A 17,521-nucleotide genomic window follows, 5' to 3' on the forward strand; every position below is an offset into this window, starting at 1 on the left:
AAACTCAGCGCTGGTGATGGAACCGGATTTTACGCGGAAACCGTGACGATGACTGACCCGTCGGATCGAACGTTCGATCCACGCAATCATGCACGACACAGAGTTCCTTTCCGCTGCAAACACAACCACCCCCGATTCGACAATCGATACCCTATCGATACGAAATGAGGGCGCGGGTACGTTATGCAGAACTCGCACGTACTTCAGACATAACTTTTTTTGATTTTGATTTATATATCAAATAGAAGATTTAAATTATAAGCATATAGCGCAATTCAAATTCTCATCGAGCAAAACAAAAGTTCAAAATCGGCAAATCATTGCATGTTTAGCAATGAAGTAACAAAACTTTAACGCCTTAAACTTATTTTAAACGCGCCGCGATCGCGTTTTAAGTAGAATTTCTTATATATCAAAGTCTTCATTCAATCCTGGAGAATCCGCGCCTCGTCGACCGATTGCGGTTCAGCTCTGCACCAATCTCAATCTGAAGCAGAATTCGCAACGGTGCCGCATGCTCCAGTCCCGGGCGCAGCGCCACCCGTCATTACGGTTTGTTTCATATCTTCTTAAGCGGTCAGCAACAACTTGGCTTTCGCACTGGTGCGCGATGAATATCTCCCGGATCTGCCGCCCGCAGGCGACGACGCGGCACCGAGCACCCGTCATCCGTCAATAAGGAATCCTTGAAAACCGGGCACGGATTGCGCCTCCCTGCAGCGCAGCAACCGAAAGGCGAAGCAGGCAAAGCAGCCCTCGCAGGTGCCCCGCCGCAGGGTCAAAAAGGCGCTCGCAATCGCAAACACGGCCCTATCAGGGAAAAAGTGTGGCCGGGACAGTTGCCAAATGTCAAAAAAGGAACAAATAATGGTACCAATTGAAATTGGTTCCACAAGAAGACGCTGCATGACCGAAGATCGACCCACCCGGAGAAATTCCAGTTTGGCGCTGGAACGTCTGCGCATTCTCGTTGACCAACTTGCGATGGAGGGCATACGCCAGCTGCCGACCGAACGGGACCTTTCTGACCAAATTGGTGTCGGTCGCCGCGCCGTTCGCAGGGCGCTGGAAGTGCTTGAAACGGAAGGTTTCATCTGGAGGCGTCAGGGCGCCGGCACATTCGTCGGCGCAAAGCCGAGCGATGGCGAGCAGCAGCTCAGCAAACTTCCGGAAATGAGCAACATGCTGGAGGTCATGGAAGTGCGCCTGCGGCTGGAACCTGCCCTTGCTCAATTGGCCGCCATCCGGGCGACGCCGCAGGATATCGTTCAAATGCGTCACATCGCGGACAAGGTCGGCGAAGCAGATGACATGGACGGCCGCGAATTGTGGGACGGCGCCCTGCACAGGGCGATCGCCAAGGCAGCCGGCAATGCGCTCTTTCTTGCGCTTTTCGACGTCGTGGACCGCACGCGTCAGAACGAAAGCTGGCGCCACGTGCGCGAAGCGCTGCGCACCAGTGAGACCGTCTTGCAGTACAAGGCGCAGCATTCCGACATCGTGGATGCAATCGAACGCCACGATCCCGTGTCCGCGGAACGTCTGATGCGCCAGCATCTGCTCACCCTGCAGGAACGTCTGCTTTTCCAGACGTCGGAAAGTGCCGGCAGTGTCTGAGGGTACGGATTCCAGGTCGGGCGGGTCGAAAAACCCGTCCCTGCTCACGGTCGACAATCTGGCGATCCGTTTCGGCAACGCGCCTGCAAACACCGTCGACGGGATCTCATTTGCCGTCGACCGAGGCGAAACGCTCTGCATCGTCGGCGAGAGCGGCTGCGGTAAATCCATATCGGCCCTGGCGCTGATGGGCCTGCTTCCAATGCCGCCGGCGAAGATCGCCGGCGGACGCGTATCCTTTGATCAGAGAGACTTGCTGACGCTTCCCGCAAAGGCCCGGGCGGATCTGCGCGGCGATCGCATGGCGATGATTTTTCAAGAGCCCATGACATCCTTGAACCCCGCCTTCCGGATCGGTGATCAGATTGCTGAAGGTGTGCTGCGCCACAGGGCGATAAGTCAGGCGGATGCCCGCCGCAGGGCCCTGCAGATGCTGGACAGGGTGAAGATCCCCGCCGCTGCCGAACGGCTGGACGACTACCCGCACCAGCTTTCCGGCGGCATGCGCCAGCGGGTGATGATCGCCATGGCACTTGCCAATGACCCGGATCTCCTGATTGCCGATGAACCGACGACAGCGCTCGACGTGACCATTCAGGCACAGATCCTCGAGCTCATGAAAACGCTCCAGGAAGAGACGGGAACGGCACTGATCATGATCACGCATGATCTTGGTGTTGTTGCCGAAATCGCCGACCAGGTTGCGGTGATGTATGCCGGCAGGATCGTCGAGCAGGGGCCGGTTGAAGCCATATTCGACGACCCTCAACATCCCTACACCATAGGCCTGATGAGTTCCCTGCCCTCGCTTGGTGAGCGCCAGAGCCGACTGACGACCATCTCCGGAATGGTGCCGACGATTGAAACGATGCCGTCCGGCTGCCGCTTCGCGCCGCGCTGCCCGTTTGTACGTGAGACCTGCATCACCCGTGCACCCGAATTGACCTCCATGTCGCCGGGGCACCTTGCAGCCTGCCATTTCGCGCCACTCGAGACCCACATGGTGGAAGCGGTATGAAGCATTTCGCGCAAGACACCATTCTGGAAACCCGCTCGCTCGGACGCAATTTCACGCGCGGCGGCGGACTATTCCAGCAAAGGACTGTTGTGCGGGCCGTCGACGGTGTCGACCTGACGGTCAGGCGCGGCGAAACACTGGCCATTGTGGGAGAAAGCGGCTGCGGAAAGTCCACGCTTGCAAGAACTCTCGTGCGGCTGCTGGAACCCACCAGCGGTCAGGTTCTTTATGAAGGTTCCGACATCGCGCATCTTGCAGCGCGCAGTATGCGAAAGTTGCGCAAGGACCTGCAATTTGTCTTCCAGGATCCGTTTTCATCCCTGAACCCGAGGATGACGGTCGGTGCCATCGTTGAAGAACCGCTGACCATTCACACACGCGACGGCAAGCCGGCGCGGCAACAGAAAGTCGCCGGCCTTCTGCAGCGTGTCGGCCTTCGCCCGAGCATGGCGGACAGGTACCCGCACGAGTTTTCAGGCGGTCAGAGGCAGCGCATCGGCATCGCGCGCGCCCTTGCAAGCGAGCCCAAGGTGATTGTTGCGGACGAACCGGTTTCAGCGCTCGACGTTTCCGTACAGGCGCAGGTGATCAATCTGCTGGAGGATCTGAAAACCGAATTCAGTCTCACGCTTGTCCTGATTGCCCACGATCTTGCCGTCATCCGTCACATGAGCGACCGGGTCGCGGTCATGTATCTCGGAGAAATCGTCGAGATCGGAGACACGGAAACCGTCTACGGCGCGCCGCGGCACCCCTACACCCAGGCATTGATGCGCGCGATTCCCGTGCCGGCTCCCGGCCTGCGTTCGATGCAGGCTGATCTTCCCGGGGATATCCCCTCACCGCTCAACCCTCCCTCAGGCTGCCGGTTCCACACCCGCTGCCGGCATGCCGATGCCAACTGCGGGACCAAGCGTCCTGCCCTTGAACCCACGGAAGGACTGCGCGAGGTCGCCTGCCATCACTGGCAGAAGATCGCCGCAAGCCTGAGCCCGCAAAAACAAGAGCCGCCCAGAAGTGCGGCCGCTGCGAAACGCTTTTCCCTTTACCGGGAGTGGAGCCGAAAGAACAAGTCGAAAGGCCCATCCTCCGCCCCCGGTGTCACCACCACCCAGAGGAAAGACAATAATGCGTAACTCTCTCCTAGCTGCACTTCTTCTCAGTGTTTCTTCGGTCATCGCGCCTGCCACGGCGGCAGACCTGCGTATCGGCCTTCAGGAAGATCCGGACGTTCTGGATCCCGATCAGTCGCGGACATTCGTCGGCCGGATCGTCTATGCATCCCTGTGCGACAAACTCGTCGACATCACGCCGGATCTGGAGATCATTCCGCAGCTCGCCACGGGCTGGTCATGGTCGGATGACGGTCTGACACTCACGATGGACCTGCGCGACGATGCGACCTTTCATGACGGCACACCGTTTGATGCGGAGGCGGTGAAAGCCAATATCGACCGCTCTCAGAACCTTCCGGAAAGCAGGCGCAAGAGTGAAGTCAAGAACATTCAATCCGTCGAAGTCACCGGACCGCATCAGGTTCAGTTCAAGCTGAAAGGCCCCGACGCGACACTGCTGGCGCAATTCGCCGACCGCTCCGGCATGATGCTGTCGCCAACCGCTGCGGCTGCCGCCGGTGTCGATCTCGGCGCGAAACCGATCTGCTCCGGACCGTTCAAATTTGTCGAAAGGGTTGCGCAGGACAGGATCGTCCTGGAAAAGTTCAGCGATTACTGGAACGCGGACAGCATCAACTTCGACAAGGTTACCTTCCTTCCCATTCCGGACACGACCGTGCGCCTGGCGAACCTGCGCTCCGGCGATCTCGACATGCTGGAGCGTCTCGCGGCCACCGATGCAGCCTCGGTGAAAGGAGACGGTTCTCTCCAGTACGAGGAGGCGGTGAGCCTTGGCTATCAGGGCATCACGATCAATGTCGGCAACGGCGATCGTGCCAACAATCCGATCGGCCAGGATGCCAAGATCCGCGAAGCCTTCAGCCTGTCGCTGGACCGCGATGCGATCAACCAGGTCGTCTTTGAAGGTGCCTTTGCGCCCGGCAACCAGCCCTACCCGCCGACCAGTCCCTGGTATGACAAGGACCACCCGGTTCCGGCAAGGGACGTTGACAAGGCCAAGGCACTCTTGAAGGAGGCCGGGTTCGACAGCCTGGACGTGGAGGTCCAGGTCGCCAACAACCCGGTGCAGACGCAGCTGATGCAGGTTGTTCAGTCAATGGCCGCTGAAGCCGGCTTCAACGTCAAACTGAAGTCGATGGAATTTGCCAGCCTTCTTTCCGATCAGTCCGCCGGCAACTATCAGGCCAGCCAGATCGGATGGTCGGGACGCGTAGATCCGGATGGCAACATCCATCAGTTCGTGACTTGCGAAGGCGGTATCAACGACAGCAAGTACTGCAACCCGGAAATCGATGCCCTGCTCGATGCGGCACGCACATCAACGGATCTGGAAATCCGAAAAGAGAAATACGACGCGGCGCGCGACATCCTGAACGCGGATATGCCTCTGATCTATCTTTATCACGTTACCTGGATCTGGGCGCTTTCGGACAAGCTCGAAGGCTTCACGCCCTATCCGGACGGCATGATCCGTCTGGAGAACGTGAAGTTCAAGTAAGTCCAGCGCGCTAAGGAGCCCGGCATCCCTGCCGGGTTCCGGCCACCGGCGGAACCCCAAATGCTGTCTTTCATTGCAAGACGTCTCGCGATTGCCATTCCGACCATTTTTCTGGTCTCGGTGTTCGTTTTTTTTCTGCAGAAACTGTTGCCCGGAGATCCGGCGCTGGTTCTGGCAGGCGAAGAGCGCGACCCGGAAACACTGGCATTCATTCGCGAAAAGTATCACCTCAACGAACCCATCCTGACGCAGTACTTTTATTGGGTCAGCGGCATGTTGAAGGGAGATTTCGGTATATCGCTGCGGACCAACCAGCCCGTTCTGGAACTCATCGGCGAAAAGCTGCCCGTCACAATTCAGCTCGCCGTCATGGCAATGATCATCGCGATGATCATCGGCATACCGGCTGGAATACTGTCCGCAGTCAGGAAAGGCACTGCCGTCGACTACACGGCGAACATCATTGCGCTGTCCGGCCTGTCGATACCGAATTTCTGGCTGGGCATCATGCTGATCATGCTGGTTTCGGTCCATCTCGGCTGGCTGCCGGCATCAGGTTATGAATCCCCGTTCGTCGATCCTTTGCGGTCACTCGAAACCATGATCATGCCCGCCTTCGTGCTCGGAACCGCGCTTGCAGCAACACTGATGCGCCACACCCGTTCGGCCATGCTCGGTGTCCTGCGCACGGATTATGTCCGGACCGCGCGGGCCAAGGGATTGCAGGAGAAGGTGGTTGTGCTGAAACATGCATTCCGCAACGCCCTGTTGCCGATTGTCACCTTGAGCGCTCTCCTCTTCGGGGAGCTTCTTGCCGGGGCCGTTTTGACCGAGCAGATTTTCACCATTCCCGGTTTCGGCAAGCTGATTGTCGATGCGGTTTTCACGCGCGATTATGCGGTTGTGCAGGGTGTGGTCATGTGTACGGCAGTCGGCTTCATTCTCATGAACCTCGTCGCCGATGTTCTTTACTTCCTCCTCAATCCACGCATGAGGACCGCGCTGTGACCGCCGCTGCCGACCTTCCCGCTGCCGTTTCCGACGAGCAGCCGCGATCCGGAAACCGGGCCTGGAAAAAACTAAAGGCAAACAAAAGTGCCTTTGTCGGGTTCTTGCTGGTGCTGTTTTTCGTCTCCATTGCGGCCCTGGCACCGCTTTTGCCCATCGCCGACCCGACCGCGACCGACTGGGGCGCTATTCGTAAGGGCCCGTCCGCTGCTCACTGGCTGGGTACGGATGAACTCGGCCGGGACATCCTCTCCAGAATGATCTGGGGCGCGCAGGCATCGCTTCTGGCAGGTGTCGTTTCGGTGCTGATCGCCGTGTCCGTCGGCGTCCCGTTCGGCCTGGTGGCCGGATATTTCGGCGGCTGGATCGATCAGATCATTTCACGGGCAACAGACGCCCTCCTGGCCACACCGTTCCTCATTCTGGCAATCGCTCTCGCCGCCTTTCTCGGGCCGAGCCTCACCAACGCGATGATCGCGATCGGCCTGTCAGCCATGCCGATCTTCATACGGCTGACCCGCGGCGAGGTGCTGGCCGTCAAGACGGAAGACTATGTCGAAGGCGCTCATGCCATCGGTCTGTCCACCCCGGTATTGCTGGCGCGCTACATCCTGCCGAACGTGTTTGCTCCGATATTGGTTCAGGCAACCCTGACCATCGCGACAGCCATTATCGCCGAAGCGAGCCTTTCGTTCCTCGGCCTCGGCCAGCAGCCACCGGCACCCAGTTGGGGATCGATGCTGAACGTCGCCAAGAATTTCATGACCCAGGCTCCCTGGATGGCGATGTGGCCAGGCATCGCGATCTTTCTTGTTGTTCTTGGCTTCAATCTTCTCGGTGACGGGCTGCGCGACGCACTCGACCCCCGGGAAACATAAAAACACTCAGGAAACGCTCAAACCCGGATTCCCATATGACAGTCTTTACCACCAGACCCGAGATCAAAGGCACCTTCGGTGTCGTCACGTCGACACACTGGATTGCCACGGCCGTGGGAATGCGCATGCTGGAACTCGGCGGCAACGCCTTTGACGCCGCCGTTGCAACGGGTCTGGCGCTTCAGGTGGTCGAGCCGCACCTCAACGGACCGGGCGGCGACCTGCCCGTTCTCTTCCACGATGCCAGCCAGAACGAAACCAAGGTGCTCTGCGCACAAGGTCCGGCCCCCGCAGGCGCTACAATCGATCACTACAAGTCTGAAAACCTGGATCTCATCCCCGGGAACGGCCTGCTTTCCACCGTCATTCCAGGCGCTTTTGACGGCTGGATGCTGCTCCTGCGCGACCATGGCGTCCTGCCGTTGAGGACCGTGCTGGAACCGGCGATGCACTACGCCAGCAACGGACACCCGCTCCTGCCAAGAGTGAGCATGACGATTGCGGGGCTCAAGGAGTTCTTCGAGACCGAATGGCCGTCATCCCATCACACATGGGTTCCCGGGGGCCATGTGCCGGCCGCGGATTCCAATTTCAAGAACCCGGTTCTCGCCGAAACATGGGCAAGGCTTCTTAAGGAGGCTGAAGCCGTCACCGGGCGTGAAAACCAGATCGATGCGGCCCGTGATTGTTTTTATCGCGGCTTTATCGCGGATGCCGTCGGCCGATACCTGGAAACAGCGGAGGTCATGGATGCGTCCGGAGCGCGCCACAAGGCCGTTCTGACCGCGAACGATCTTTCCGGATATGCCGCGACCTATGAAGACCCGTTAAGCGCGTCCTATGACGGCTGGACCGTTCTGAAGACCGGCCCCTGGGGTCAAGGTCCTGTGCTCTTGCAGTCTCTGTCGCTCTTACGCGGTTTCGATTTGGCTTCGATCGACCCGGCCGGGCCGGAATTCGTGCATCTGGTAACCGAAGCGATGAAGCTCGCCTATGCGGACAGGGAAGCCTACTACGGGGATCCCGATTTCTGCGATGTCCCTCTGAATGTGCTGTTGTCGGAAACCTACAATGCCGAGCGGCGTTCGCTGATCACCGGCCACGCATCGTCAGACCTGCGTCCCGGCATTGTGCCTGGCTTTGAAAGTCAGGTCGAACGCACGATGGAGGTCATCAGGCGCGCCGGCATTTCCGAGACGGGTGTCTATGAACCCACAATGGCGCACCTGTCGGAAAAACGCGGCGATACCGTCCACATTGACGTCATCGACCGCTGGGGCAACATCGTGTCCGCGACCCCGTCCGGCGGCTGGCTGCAGTCCTCTCCGGTCATTCCGGGTCTTGGGTTCGCGCTGAATTCGCGCGCACAAATGTACTGGCTCGAAGACGGGCTGCCGGGATCGCTCGCACCGGGAAAACGTCCGCGCACGACACTCACGCCCAGCATTGCCTTTCATGAGGACGGCACTGCCCTCTCCTTCGGAACGCCCGGCGGCGATCAGCAGGATCAATGGCAGCTGGTGCTTTTCCTGAGACTGGCGCATCACCAGCGAAATCTTCAGGCCGCGCTCGACATGCCGCTCTTTCACACCACCCACTTTCCGGCCTCTTTCCACCCCCGGCAAAGACAGCCGGGCCACATCATGGCCGAGGAGAGCTTTGGCACCGACACGCTTGCAAGCCTGAGAAACCAGGGCCACTCGGTTGAAGTGGCGGACGAATGGACGATCGGCAGGCTGACCGTCGCTGCACGCGACGCCGGCGGTCTGTTGCGCGCAGGTGCGACGCCGCGCCTGATGCAGGCCTACGCAGCCGGCAGATGAGAGGAAGGGGCTTGAAATGACGTTTTCGATTGTCGCCCGGGACAAGAGCACCGGATACTACGGCATTGCCGTGGCAAGCCGTTTTTTTGCGGCTGGAGCCGTTGTACCGCACATGGCGGGACGGGTCGGCGCGATCGCAACACAGGCTCTTGTCAGTCCGGTCTACGGCACGGAAGGGCTGACCCTTCTCCGTGCGGGCGTGTCGGCGGAACGTGTGCTTGATTCCGTCGTGACACCCGATCACGGCAGCCATTCACGACAGATCCATCTGATTGATGCAAAAGGACGCGCTGCGGCGTTTACCGGTGACAAATGCATCGACTGGTGCGGTCATCTGATCGAAGACAACGTCACCGTGGCGGGAAACATGCTCGCCGGTCCGCAGGTGCTCGACGCGGCCATGGAAACCTGGCTGAGCACTGCGGATATGCCTTTTGAAGACAGGCTCCTGACCGCGATGGAAGCTGCCGAGGCCGCCGGAGGCGACAAGCGCGGCCGCCAGTCAGCGGCACTCAAGATCGTGCATGAGGAAGACTATCCCTGGCTCGATATACGAGCCGATGATCACGGTGCACCGCTCGAGGAGTTGCGCCGCCTGCACGCCGTCGCCCAGGAACGCTACCTGCATTTCGCCGAGCTGATGCCGACCCGCGAGAACATTCACGGGCTTCTGGATCGGTCGGAAATCGATCAGAAGATCGCCAACCTTGAAGCGGAACGAAAAAATGCCGGACGCGCCAGCGCTTCATTTGCAACGCCCCCGGCCTGAGGCCGCTTGTCTTTCATGCTATGCGCCCGGACCCTGTGATGCATTCAGAAACGGCCAGGTGTACGCTTACAGGGACCCCGGCTTTCACCCGGTTTCAAGCCGGAACTTGAGGAACGTTGCGCCATCGTACTCGATCTCGCCGACGCACACGGCGCCGAGCCTTTTGAGCGCACCCAGGTTCTTGCGGGACGGCGGCAGGAGGAAGGTCACGAACGGGATTCGCGCGTCGGCTTTGGCGAAATCCAGGGCTTTTCTTGAAATCCGGATCCCAAGGCCAAAGGCATCCGGCCGCAGGACCAGCCCGTAGTCCCACTCCTCGCCTTCCTTCTGAAAACCACCCCATCCGACATACCGGCCATCGGAAAGGAATGCCCAATGCCCGAGCCCGTCACGGGCCCAGCACGCTTCCTTCTGGTCAACAAACTTTGCAACCGCCGCTGCATCCCACTTGAATGTCAGAAGCGGCATGTGCTCCGCCACCCTGGGGTCGGACATGTGCGTCATTATCTCGGCGGGCTTGATTTCCGGCAAACGGGCAAAGGCGATATCGGCTTTCAAGGCAGTTTCCTTCGGACACATGGAGGCACTTAAGTCTCTGGCACGTTCTAAGTACGAACCGGGCGATCTTTGGATGAGCGTCGCAATGTGATCGAACGTCGCAATGCGGGTATCGGCAACTAGATCAGCGCAGCAGTAGCGCCAATGGAAGCGATCATGCAAAGGGCAAGGCTCACGGAGCCGAAGAGCACTATGCCGGTCCCTTCGGATCAGCAGTTCCGATTCAAAACCAAAACCTTGGCATCAAGTCTTCGCGCAATCACTCACGTACTTTGAGCGCGGCATGGCGCGCTCCGTTCAGGTGCGCGCGCAAGGCTTCTTCGACGCCTGGTTTGTTGCCGGCGGCGAGAAGGCGCACGATCAGCTCGTGTTCGAGATTGGATGCCCGGAGACGGTCGATCTGGAACAGCTGTGACTTGCGGTAGGGCGCAAGCTTCAAGCGCAATTCGGAAGATATTTCAGCGAGATCGACATTGCCGCTCGCCTCGTAGATGAGCGAATGAAAATCGAGGTTCATCGCCTCATATTCCCGGAACGCCTTGTTGCTGGCGAACTCGGTCATGCGGCCATGCATGGCTTGCAGGCGGGCAAGGTCGCCTTCAGAAATCCTTTGGGCCGCCAGGCCGCCGCAGGTTGCTTCCATTTCCGCCATGGCCTCGAACATCGATCCGAGCCGCTCGGCATCAAAACTGCGGACAATGACACCCTTGTAGGGCGAACGCTCCGCCAGGGACCGGGACACAATGGTCTGCAGGGCCTCGCGCACCGGTGTCCGGGACACTCCAAAACGCTCCGCGATCGCGGCTTCGCTCAATCGCGTACCGGGCTGCAGGCTGCCCCTGACAATCTCGTCCTCCAGCGTTTCGGAGATCATGGCGCTGTGCACACCTTTCAACGTGTGGTCACCCCGTTTTCTGTTCCAGTTGCAACGTGCCTTAGAGGATATTCACGCCGGTCTGTCTTCCGGCATGCATACCACATCGAATCATGTGCGGCGGCCATAAGTTCCGGTCCCTCGGGAAACTGCGGCGGATTTCCCGGGAAAAACCGCGCCCGAAACGCCTGCCCGTGCAGCCTTGCACGGCATCACCAGCCGATTGCCTGCGGCAGCCAGGTGGCAATGGCGGGAAAACTGAACAGGAGCACCAGTGCCACCGCCTGGAGCGCGATGAACGGCAGAACCCCGCGATAGATCATCGCCGTCGTGACACCGGGCGGCGCGGCGCCTTTCAGGAAGAACAGCGCCCAGCCGAAAGGCGGCGTCAGGAACGATGTCTGAAGGTTCAGCGCGATCAGCGCGGCCAGCCACACCATGTCCGTCCCCTGTTCCACGAAGAACGGCAGCAGGAGCGGTAAGGCGATATAGCTGATTTCAATCCACTCAAGAAAAAAGCCAAGCACAAATAGCAGCAGCATCAGGAACAGCAGCGCGCCGATCTCACCTCCCGGCAGGATGTAGAGCATGTCCTTGACGAGATCCTCGCCGTCCAGACCCCGGAACGCGATCGCAAAGACCTGGGCGGCGACGAGAATGAAAAAGATCATCGCCGAGATCCGGAGCGTGCCCTGCGCCGCGTCCCAGATCATGGAAAGGGTAAGGCGCCGATAAAGCGCGGCGATCAGGATCGCAAACACTGCCCCGACGCTGGCCGCCTCCGTCGGCGCGGCAATTCCGCCGATGATGGAGCCCAGAACACCGCCGACAAGAACCAGCGGCGGTGCGAGCGACTGCACCGCCTTGACCGCGAGCGGCCAACCCGTCAGGTCGGACCGCTCGTCGTCCGGCAAGGCCGGCATCAGGTCCGGCCGCATTTTGCCGTAAATCAGGATGAAGGCCACATAGAGAGCCGCCAGCATCAGCCCGGGCATCATGGCAGCGGCAAACAGCGTTCCCACGCTTTCGCCCATGATGTCGGCCAGCAGGATCAGCACCAGCGAAGGCGGAATGATCTGGCCAAGAGTGCCTGACGCGCAAATTGCGCCTGAGGCAAGACCGCCATCATAGCCGCGGCGCAGCAGCACCGGGAGCGTCAGCATCGTGAGCGTCGCAACGGTCGCGCCGACGATACCGGTCGAAGCGCCCATGAGCACCCCGACGATGATCAGCGCGATTGCCATGCCGCCATTGAGCCGACCTGAAAGACGGCCGACCACCTCCAGCATGTCTTCAGCCACGCGAGATTTTTCAAGCATGACGCCCATGAAGACGAACAGCGGGATCGCAATGAACTCGTACTTCGTCACGACCCCGTAGATACGCGACGGGGTCAGATTGAACAGAAAGTCCCCAAAGCCCATCCAGCCGAATACGAAACCCGCCACGGCAATCCCGATACCAACCGGGATGCCGGCCAGAAGCAGCAGCATGAATGCGAGGATGAGCCCGATCGCAAGCAGTTCCATCAAAGGCATCACGCGCCACTCCTCAGGCCGGCTGCGTGACGCGCCGCATTTGCAAGGCATTGCAGCGCCAGCAGAGCGAAAGCGAAGGGAATGAAGCCCTTGAGCAACCATCTGCCCGGCAGGCCTCCAGGGTCAGGCGAACCTTCAAGAAGGGAAAAAGAACTATCAACGAAGCCCATGGAATACTTGATGAAAAGCAGGGAAACCGCAGCGCCGAGAAGCATCGACACCAGGTCGATCCAACGCTGCGCACGCTTGCCGAGTTTGTCGTAGACCATATCGACGCGGACATGGCCGTTCTCGCGCATCAGCACGATGATGCCGAGCAGCGCAATCGGCACCAGGAGATGCCATTCCAGCTCCTGCATCCACACGGTGGCATTGCCGAAGACATACCGCCCTGCAACGTTGAAAAAGACCATGCCCACCATCAGGAGAAGCAAAGCCGATGCAATGCGCGAAATGATGCGCGTCATGCCGTCGATGAGATCGGCAAACTTGAGGACAAACGTCATTGGGATACTTGTCTTGAGAGGGAGATGACCCGGCCGATCGTTACGGCCGGGTCCAGTTGCTCAGGCGAAGGTGTTCAGGACGCGGTCCGCAATTCGGAGTGCCAGACCTTCTCCGAACCGTCCGCCCAGACATCGTGTTCCGCCTTGAAGGCGAAGTAGTTGTCCATGACCTTTTTGAAGAGCGGGTCGGCGGCACCCATTTCCTCGTAAACGGCGTCCATCTCGACACGGAGCGATTCAACGACTTCCGTGGGCAGCGTGCGCAGTTCCGTTCCCGAAGCGGCAAACTCCTTCAGCGCGGCAGCATTGTTGGCTTCGCCCCAGCTGTGCGAGATCACGTTACAGGCCGCAGCGGCATTCGTGACAATCGCCTGCAGCTCCGGATCAAGCGTGTCCCACGCCGCCTTGTTGATCGTGAGCTCGGTCACTGTGGTCGGTTCGTGCCAGCCGGTCGTGTAGTAGTATTTCGCCGCCTTGTTCAGGCCGAGGATCTTGTCCTGAGCCGGGCCGACCCACTCGGCGGCATCGATCACGCCGCGTTCCAGGGCCGGGAATATCTCACCGCCCGGCAGAACCTTCACGTCGACGCCAATGCGCGAATAGGCCTTGCCGGCAAGCCCCGGTATACGCAGCCGCAGGCCTTTCATGTCGTCGATCGAGTTGATTTCCTTGTTGAACCAGCCGGTCATCTGCACGCCGGTCGCTCCAATCGGCATCGCCACCAGACCGAGCGGTTCGTACACCTCGTTCCACAGCTTGATGCCGTCGCCGATATAGAACCAGGCGTTCTGGCCCTGGGTGGACATGCCGAAGGGCACGGCGCCAAAGAACTGCGCGGCAGGCACCTTGCCCGCGCCGAAGTAGCTCACCCAGCCGTTCATCTGCACGATGCCCTGACGTACGGCATCGAACCCTTCAAATGCCGGGACCAGTTCGCCGCCATTATAGACCTGGATATCGAGCCGCCCGCCGGACATGGCACGGACGCGCTCGGCAAAGTCGGACAGTGAACCCGGGCCTGTTGAATAGAACGGCTGGCCTGCGGGAAAGGCTGTCGTCATCTTCCACTCGATGGTGCTGGCCCGCGCGACGGCGGGGGCGGCAAGAGTGGCGGCACCCGCCACGCCGGCGGTTGTGAGAAACGAACGTCTGTCCATGACCTGTCTCCTGATCGTATACAATATTGCGGAAGATAGACTGAATTTTCGAGTTTTGACTCTGGCAATGACATAAATTGTATGCAATTCATTTCAATAGATTTTTGCCTATTTTTTAATGCCAAGCGATTTTTGCTGAATATTTGAGCAAAATACCAGCGAGATGATTGGACGATGGGCAACCGGGACAGCACTGAAAAGGATCAAATGGAATGAAGATCAATCGTCACGGCCGCTACGCGTTCAGTGCGATCCATGATCGGGCGGACTATGACTGGCCTGACGGCAAACGCCTTGCGGTCTATCTCGGTATGAACCTGGAGGTTTTCTCGTTTGGCGAGGGTCTGGGTGCTGAACTCGCCCCCGGCGGACCACAGCCCGACATTCTCAATTTTGCCTGGCGGGATTACGGCAACAGGGTGGGTGCTCCGCGCATGCTCGCACTGTTCGACAGGCTGGGTCTGCCGTGTACGGCCCTGGTCAACTCGCATATCTACACCGAGGCACCGGGACTTGCAGAGGCCTTCGCCGCACGGGGCGACGAGATCGCAGGTCACGGCCGGACCAATGCCGAGCGACAGGGCTTATTGTCCGAAAGCGAAGAAAGAACACTCATAGAACAATCGACCGCGGTCCTGAGCGCGCGACACGGTCGGAAGCCGAAAGGCTGGCTTGGCCCCTGGATCTCTCAAAGCCATGTCACGCCGGACCTGCTTCAGGAAACCGGCTACGAGTATCTGCTGGACTGGTGCCACGACGACCAGCCGATCTGGATGACGACACGTTCCGGCAGGATCCTCTCAATTCCCTATCCCCAGGAACTGAATGACATTCCCCAGATCGTCGGCCGCAAGCGCGAGGGAAACGAGTTCGCCGACATGATCATCGACGCATTCGATGTGATGCTGGAAGAGGCAAAGACGCGGCCGCTCGTCATGGGAATTGCGCTCCACGGCTATCTGATGGGGCACCCGCACCGAATCAAGCATCTGGAACGCGCACTGACCTACATGAAAGCCAACGCCGGTGATATCGTCTGGTGGACCACGGCTGGTGCCATCAGCGATCACATTCGCGGATCCGTGGACCTTTAAGCCGCACGCATGCAAACATGCCCGCGCTCAAGATACGGCACATCCCGTTGGTCGGACTACGGCAGGGGCACCGACAGAACTTCACTGAAAAGCAGCGTGCAGGCGACGATAACACCGGTCACGCTAGCAAGCAGGATTGCCCAGCTCTTCGCCGAGTACCGGTCGTGTTGTGCAATGACGGTCAAGGCGAGACCAAGCAGAACCGCAGTTATCGCGAAGCCGAGCGCAGGGAAAGCGAACACCGCCGCCAGCATGACGACCGGCAATGCGATCATGCGCAGCCACGAGCCTTCAACGGAAACCTCGCTCACATGCCGGGTCAGGGCAAGCCGGAGAAGGGCCATCAGGACAAGTACTGCCATTGCCATCGCGATCGTTTCGGGGAACACGGCAGCTTCAGGATTAAGGCCCGCCGATTGCTGCAGGGCCAAAAGAGCGATCCCGCCGGCAATCAGAAGTGCGATCAGATCGCGCGCGACGGCAGGCTTGGAAGCGCGTTCGCGTTCGGGCGCTGCTTGCACCGGGCCTCGCGAGAAGACCTGCTTCAGACGCGGCAGGAACGGGTAGAAGAAAGTCAGCAGCGTCAGCGCGATGATTGCCATGGACAGCGGCCGTCCGAAAAACTGTCCCCAGAGATTGCCGATCGCCTCGCCGATCGTCCAGCTCTGCACGAAGCCCTGTTCCGCGATCCTGCCAAGGATCAGCCCGAGCACGATGGGCGAAACAGAAAAGCCGCGCTTGCCGGCGACCCAGCCGATCACGCCAAGGACAATCATGATCGCGATGTCCGAGAGGCTGTTGCGGATCGCGAAAGTGCCGATCACGGTCATGAAGGCAACGACCGGAACCAGCGCGGCTTTCGGTGCACGCACAATCGCGCCATAGGCGAAGCGTCCGATCATCAGGCCAACGGGCAACATCAGGACCGTGGCGAGCAGAAGACCGAAAATGAAAGTGTAGACAATGCTGGCACCGTCGGCGAAGAGGCTCGGACCGGTGCGCACCCCCTGCACCAGCAATGCGCCGAGGATGACAGCGTCAGGCGGGGTGCCCGGAATTCCGAGGACAAGCGTGGGAATGAAGCCGCCGCCGACCGTGGCGTTGTTCGCGGACTCTGTTGCAACAATCCCGCCAGGGTTGCCCTCGCCGTAGGGTGGCTTGCCCTTGTTCGTGCGCCGCGCCTCCGAATAGGCCACGAGACCAGCAATTGACCCCCCTGCGCCCGGCAATGCCCCGACCATGGTGCCGACCACGGAACTGCGCATGACGTTGATCTTGTTCTTGAGCAAAAGGCCGAACGCCTCTGGCAGCCGGAAACCGCGGGTCTGTTCCGGAGCTTTCAAGTGCCGGTCCGGGGTCGCAACGAGATCGATAAGCACGGGGATACAATAGAGCCCGATCAGGGCGGACACCGTCTCGACCCCGCCCAAGAGCACGTTCGACCCGAAGGTGAAGCGAACCTCCGCGCTGGTTTCGGAAATCCCGATCATCGCGAGAAGCAGCCCGAAACAGGCCCCGATCACCCCTTTGAGAAAATCGCCGGTGGAAAGCGCAGCGATCAGAGAGAGGCCAAAAACCGCGAGCCAGAAATATTCCACCGGCCCGAAGGCCAGCGCCGCCTCCGCAAGCGGTGGCGCCAGCAGCAGAAGTGCCAACGCGCCGACAAGTCCCCCGATCACGGACGAGATGCAGGCCACCGATACCGCAAGATCGCCATCGCCGCGTTTCGCCATCGGGTAGCCGTCGAAAGTGGTCGCGATTGCCGACGGAGTGCCGGGCGTATTCAGCAAAATGGCGGCATAGGCACCGCCGTAGATTGCTCCTGTATAGATCGCCCCCATCAGAATGAGGGCGCTGTCAGGAGACATCGTGAATGTCAGTGGCACAAGAACGGCCACCGCCATGGTCGCGGTCAATCCCGGGATCGAACCGATGATCGTGCCTGCTGCCACACCCAAAAGGGCAAGCAGCAGGTTCAGCGGCGACAAAGCACCGACAACAAACTCGAGCATCAGTTCCTCCTGGGAGAGACGGCGACGTGCGTCAG

The 17,521-nt window shown here is 59.8% G+C and carries 15 protein-coding genes; 9 read left to right on the forward strand and 6 right to left on the reverse strand.

Translation table 11 applies throughout. From position 1 onward, the window contains the following. Positions 1–906: 906 nt before the first annotated feature. The 8 genes from RBB49_RS10960 to RBB49_RS10995 are packed head-to-tail and all read left to right on the forward strand — an operon-like array spanning position 907 to position 9,747. Positions 907–1,617 carry a FadR/GntR family transcriptional regulator gene (locus tag RBB49_RS10960; protein ID WP_306142818.1) on the forward strand — a complete coding sequence of 237 codons (711 nt, stop codon included), beginning with the start codon at positions 907–909 and terminating at the stop codon, positions 1,615–1,617. Next, positions 1,610–2,635 carry an ABC transporter ATP-binding protein gene (locus RBB49_RS10965; protein WP_306142819.1) on the forward strand — a complete coding sequence of 342 codons (1,026 nt, stop codon included), beginning with the start codon at positions 1,610–1,612 and terminating at the stop codon, positions 2,633–2,635. Before RBB49_RS10960 ends, RBB49_RS10965 begins: the two co-directional genes overlap by 8 nt. Further along, the gene (locus tag RBB49_RS10970) at positions 2,632–3,771 is read left to right on the forward strand and encodes an ABC transporter ATP-binding protein (protein WP_306142820.1); all 1,140 of its coding nucleotides are present in this window, start codon (positions 2,632–2,634) and stop codon (positions 3,769–3,771) included. The genes RBB49_RS10965 and RBB49_RS10970 overlap by 4 nt, the downstream gene beginning before the upstream one ends. Next, positions 3,764–5,269, forward strand: a complete 1,506-nt coding sequence (locus tag RBB49_RS10975; protein ID WP_306142821.1) for an ABC transporter substrate-binding protein — start codon at positions 3,764–3,766, stop codon at positions 5,267–5,269. Before RBB49_RS10970 ends, RBB49_RS10975 begins: the two co-directional genes overlap by 8 nt. 60 nt (positions 5,270–5,329) lie before the next feature. Further along, positions 5,330–6,277, forward strand: a complete 948-nt coding sequence (locus RBB49_RS10980) for an ABC transporter permease (protein ID WP_306142822.1) — start codon at positions 5,330–5,332, stop codon at positions 6,275–6,277. Next, complete coding sequence (locus tag RBB49_RS10985) at positions 6,274–7,155, forward strand: ABC transporter permease (protein ID WP_306142823.1); 882 nt, start codon at positions 6,274–6,276, stop codon at positions 7,153–7,155. The genes RBB49_RS10980 and RBB49_RS10985 overlap by 4 nt, the downstream gene beginning before the upstream one ends. A gap of 35 nt (positions 7,156–7,190) precedes the next feature. Then, positions 7,191–8,978 (forward strand): gamma-glutamyltransferase family protein, encoded by a 1,788-nt coding sequence (locus tag RBB49_RS10990; RefSeq protein ID WP_306142824.1) that lies wholly within the window; start codon positions 7,191–7,193, stop codon positions 8,976–8,978. A gap of 16 nt (positions 8,979–8,994) precedes the next feature. After that, on the forward strand, positions 8,995–9,747 hold the full coding sequence (locus tag RBB49_RS10995) for a DUF1028 domain-containing protein (RefSeq protein WP_306142825.1): 753 nt from the start codon (positions 8,995–8,997) through the stop codon (positions 9,745–9,747). Positions 9,748–9,831: 84 nt separating this feature from the next. Here the strand turns inward: RBB49_RS10995 and RBB49_RS11000 are convergent, their stop codons facing one another. The 5 genes from RBB49_RS11000 to RBB49_RS11020 all read right to left on the reverse strand — a co-directional run bounded on the left by RBB49_RS11000 (position 9,832) and on the right by RBB49_RS11020 (position 14,380). Next, positions 9,832–10,305, reverse strand: a complete 474-nt coding sequence (locus RBB49_RS11000) for a GNAT family N-acetyltransferase (RefSeq protein WP_306142826.1) — start codon at positions 10,303–10,305, stop codon at positions 9,832–9,834. Positions 10,306–10,564: 259 nt separating this feature from the next. Further along, positions 10,565–11,179, reverse strand: a complete 615-nt coding sequence (locus tag RBB49_RS11005) for a GntR family transcriptional regulator (protein ID WP_306142827.1) — start codon at positions 11,177–11,179, stop codon at positions 10,565–10,567. Positions 11,180–11,391: 212 nt separating this feature from the next. Then, the gene (locus RBB49_RS11010) at positions 11,392–12,717 is read right to left on the reverse strand and encodes a TRAP transporter large permease subunit (protein WP_306142828.1); all 1,326 of its coding nucleotides are present in this window, start codon (positions 12,715–12,717) and stop codon (positions 11,392–11,394) included. After that, on the reverse strand, positions 12,717–13,223 hold the full coding sequence (locus tag RBB49_RS11015; RefSeq protein ID WP_306142829.1) for a TRAP transporter small permease subunit: 507 nt from the start codon (positions 13,221–13,223) through the stop codon (positions 12,717–12,719). The genes RBB49_RS11010 and RBB49_RS11015 overlap by 1 nt, the downstream gene beginning before the upstream one ends. A gap of 74 nt (positions 13,224–13,297) precedes the next feature. Next, positions 13,298–14,380 carry a TRAP transporter substrate-binding protein gene (locus RBB49_RS11020; protein WP_306142830.1) on the reverse strand — a complete coding sequence of 361 codons (1,083 nt, stop codon included), beginning with the start codon at positions 14,378–14,380 and terminating at the stop codon, positions 13,298–13,300. Between the two features lie 212 nt (positions 14,381–14,592). Here RBB49_RS11020 and RBB49_RS11025 point away from each other — a divergent pair, with 212 nt between their 5' ends. Continuing rightward, complete coding sequence (locus RBB49_RS11025; protein WP_306142831.1) at positions 14,593–15,474, forward strand: polysaccharide deacetylase family protein; 882 nt, start codon at positions 14,593–14,595, stop codon at positions 15,472–15,474. 56 nt (positions 15,475–15,530) lie between these two features. Here RBB49_RS11025 and RBB49_RS11030 read toward each other — a convergent pair whose 3' ends face one another. Beyond that, the gene (locus RBB49_RS11030) at positions 15,531–17,486 is read right to left on the reverse strand and encodes a tripartite tricarboxylate transporter permease (RefSeq protein ID WP_306142832.1); all 1,956 of its coding nucleotides are present in this window, start codon (positions 17,484–17,486) and stop codon (positions 15,531–15,533) included. Positions 17,487–17,521: the final 35 nt, after the last annotated feature.

The organism is Roseibium sp. MMSF_3412 (genome assembly GCF_030733265.1).
In the GTDB taxonomy this organism is placed as follows: domain Bacteria; phylum Pseudomonadota; class Alphaproteobacteria; order Rhizobiales; family Stappiaceae; genus Roseibium.

What these genes read in the sequence shown, in the direction of transcription:
- RBB49_RS10980 (WP_306142822.1), top strand. Translation starts at nt 5,330, where the DNA reads ATGCTGTCTTTCATTGCAAGACGTCTCGCGATTGCCATTCCGACCATT.
- RBB49_RS11025 (WP_306142831.1), top strand. Translation starts at nt 14,593, where the DNA reads ATGAAGATCAATCGTCACGGCCGCTACGCGTTCAGTGCGATCCATGAT.
- RBB49_RS11030 (WP_306142832.1), bottom strand. Translation starts at nt 17,486, where the DNA reads ATGCTCGAGTTTGTTGTCGGTGCTTTGTCGCCGCTGAACCTGCTGCTT.
- RBB49_RS11010 (WP_306142828.1), bottom strand. Translation starts at nt 12,717, where the DNA reads ATGCCTTTGATGGAACTGCTTGCGATCGGGCTCATCCTCGCATTCATG.
- RBB49_RS10990 (WP_306142824.1), top strand. Translation starts at nt 7,191, where the DNA reads ATGACAGTCTTTACCACCAGACCCGAGATCAAAGGCACCTTCGGTGTC.
- RBB49_RS10995 (WP_306142825.1), top strand. Translation starts at nt 8,995, where the DNA reads ATGACGTTTTCGATTGTCGCCCGGGACAAGAGCACCGGATACTACGGC.
- RBB49_RS11020 (WP_306142830.1), bottom strand. Translation starts at nt 14,380, where the DNA reads ATGGACAGACGTTCGTTTCTCACAACCGCCGGCGTGGCGGGTGCCGCC.
- RBB49_RS10975 (WP_306142821.1), top strand. Translation starts at nt 3,764, where the DNA reads ATGCGTAACTCTCTCCTAGCTGCACTTCTTCTCAGTGTTTCTTCGGTC.
- RBB49_RS10970 (WP_306142820.1), top strand. Translation starts at nt 2,632, where the DNA reads ATGAAGCATTTCGCGCAAGACACCATTCTGGAAACCCGCTCGCTCGGA.
- RBB49_RS11005 (WP_306142827.1), bottom strand. Translation starts at nt 11,179, where the DNA reads ATGATCTCCGAAACGCTGGAGGACGAGATTGTCAGGGGCAGCCTGCAG.
- RBB49_RS10960 (WP_306142818.1), top strand. Translation starts at nt 907, where the DNA reads ATGACCGAAGATCGACCCACCCGGAGAAATTCCAGTTTGGCGCTGGAA.
- RBB49_RS11015 (WP_306142829.1), bottom strand. Translation starts at nt 13,223, where the DNA reads ATGACGTTTGTCCTCAAGTTTGCCGATCTCATCGACGGCATGACGCGC.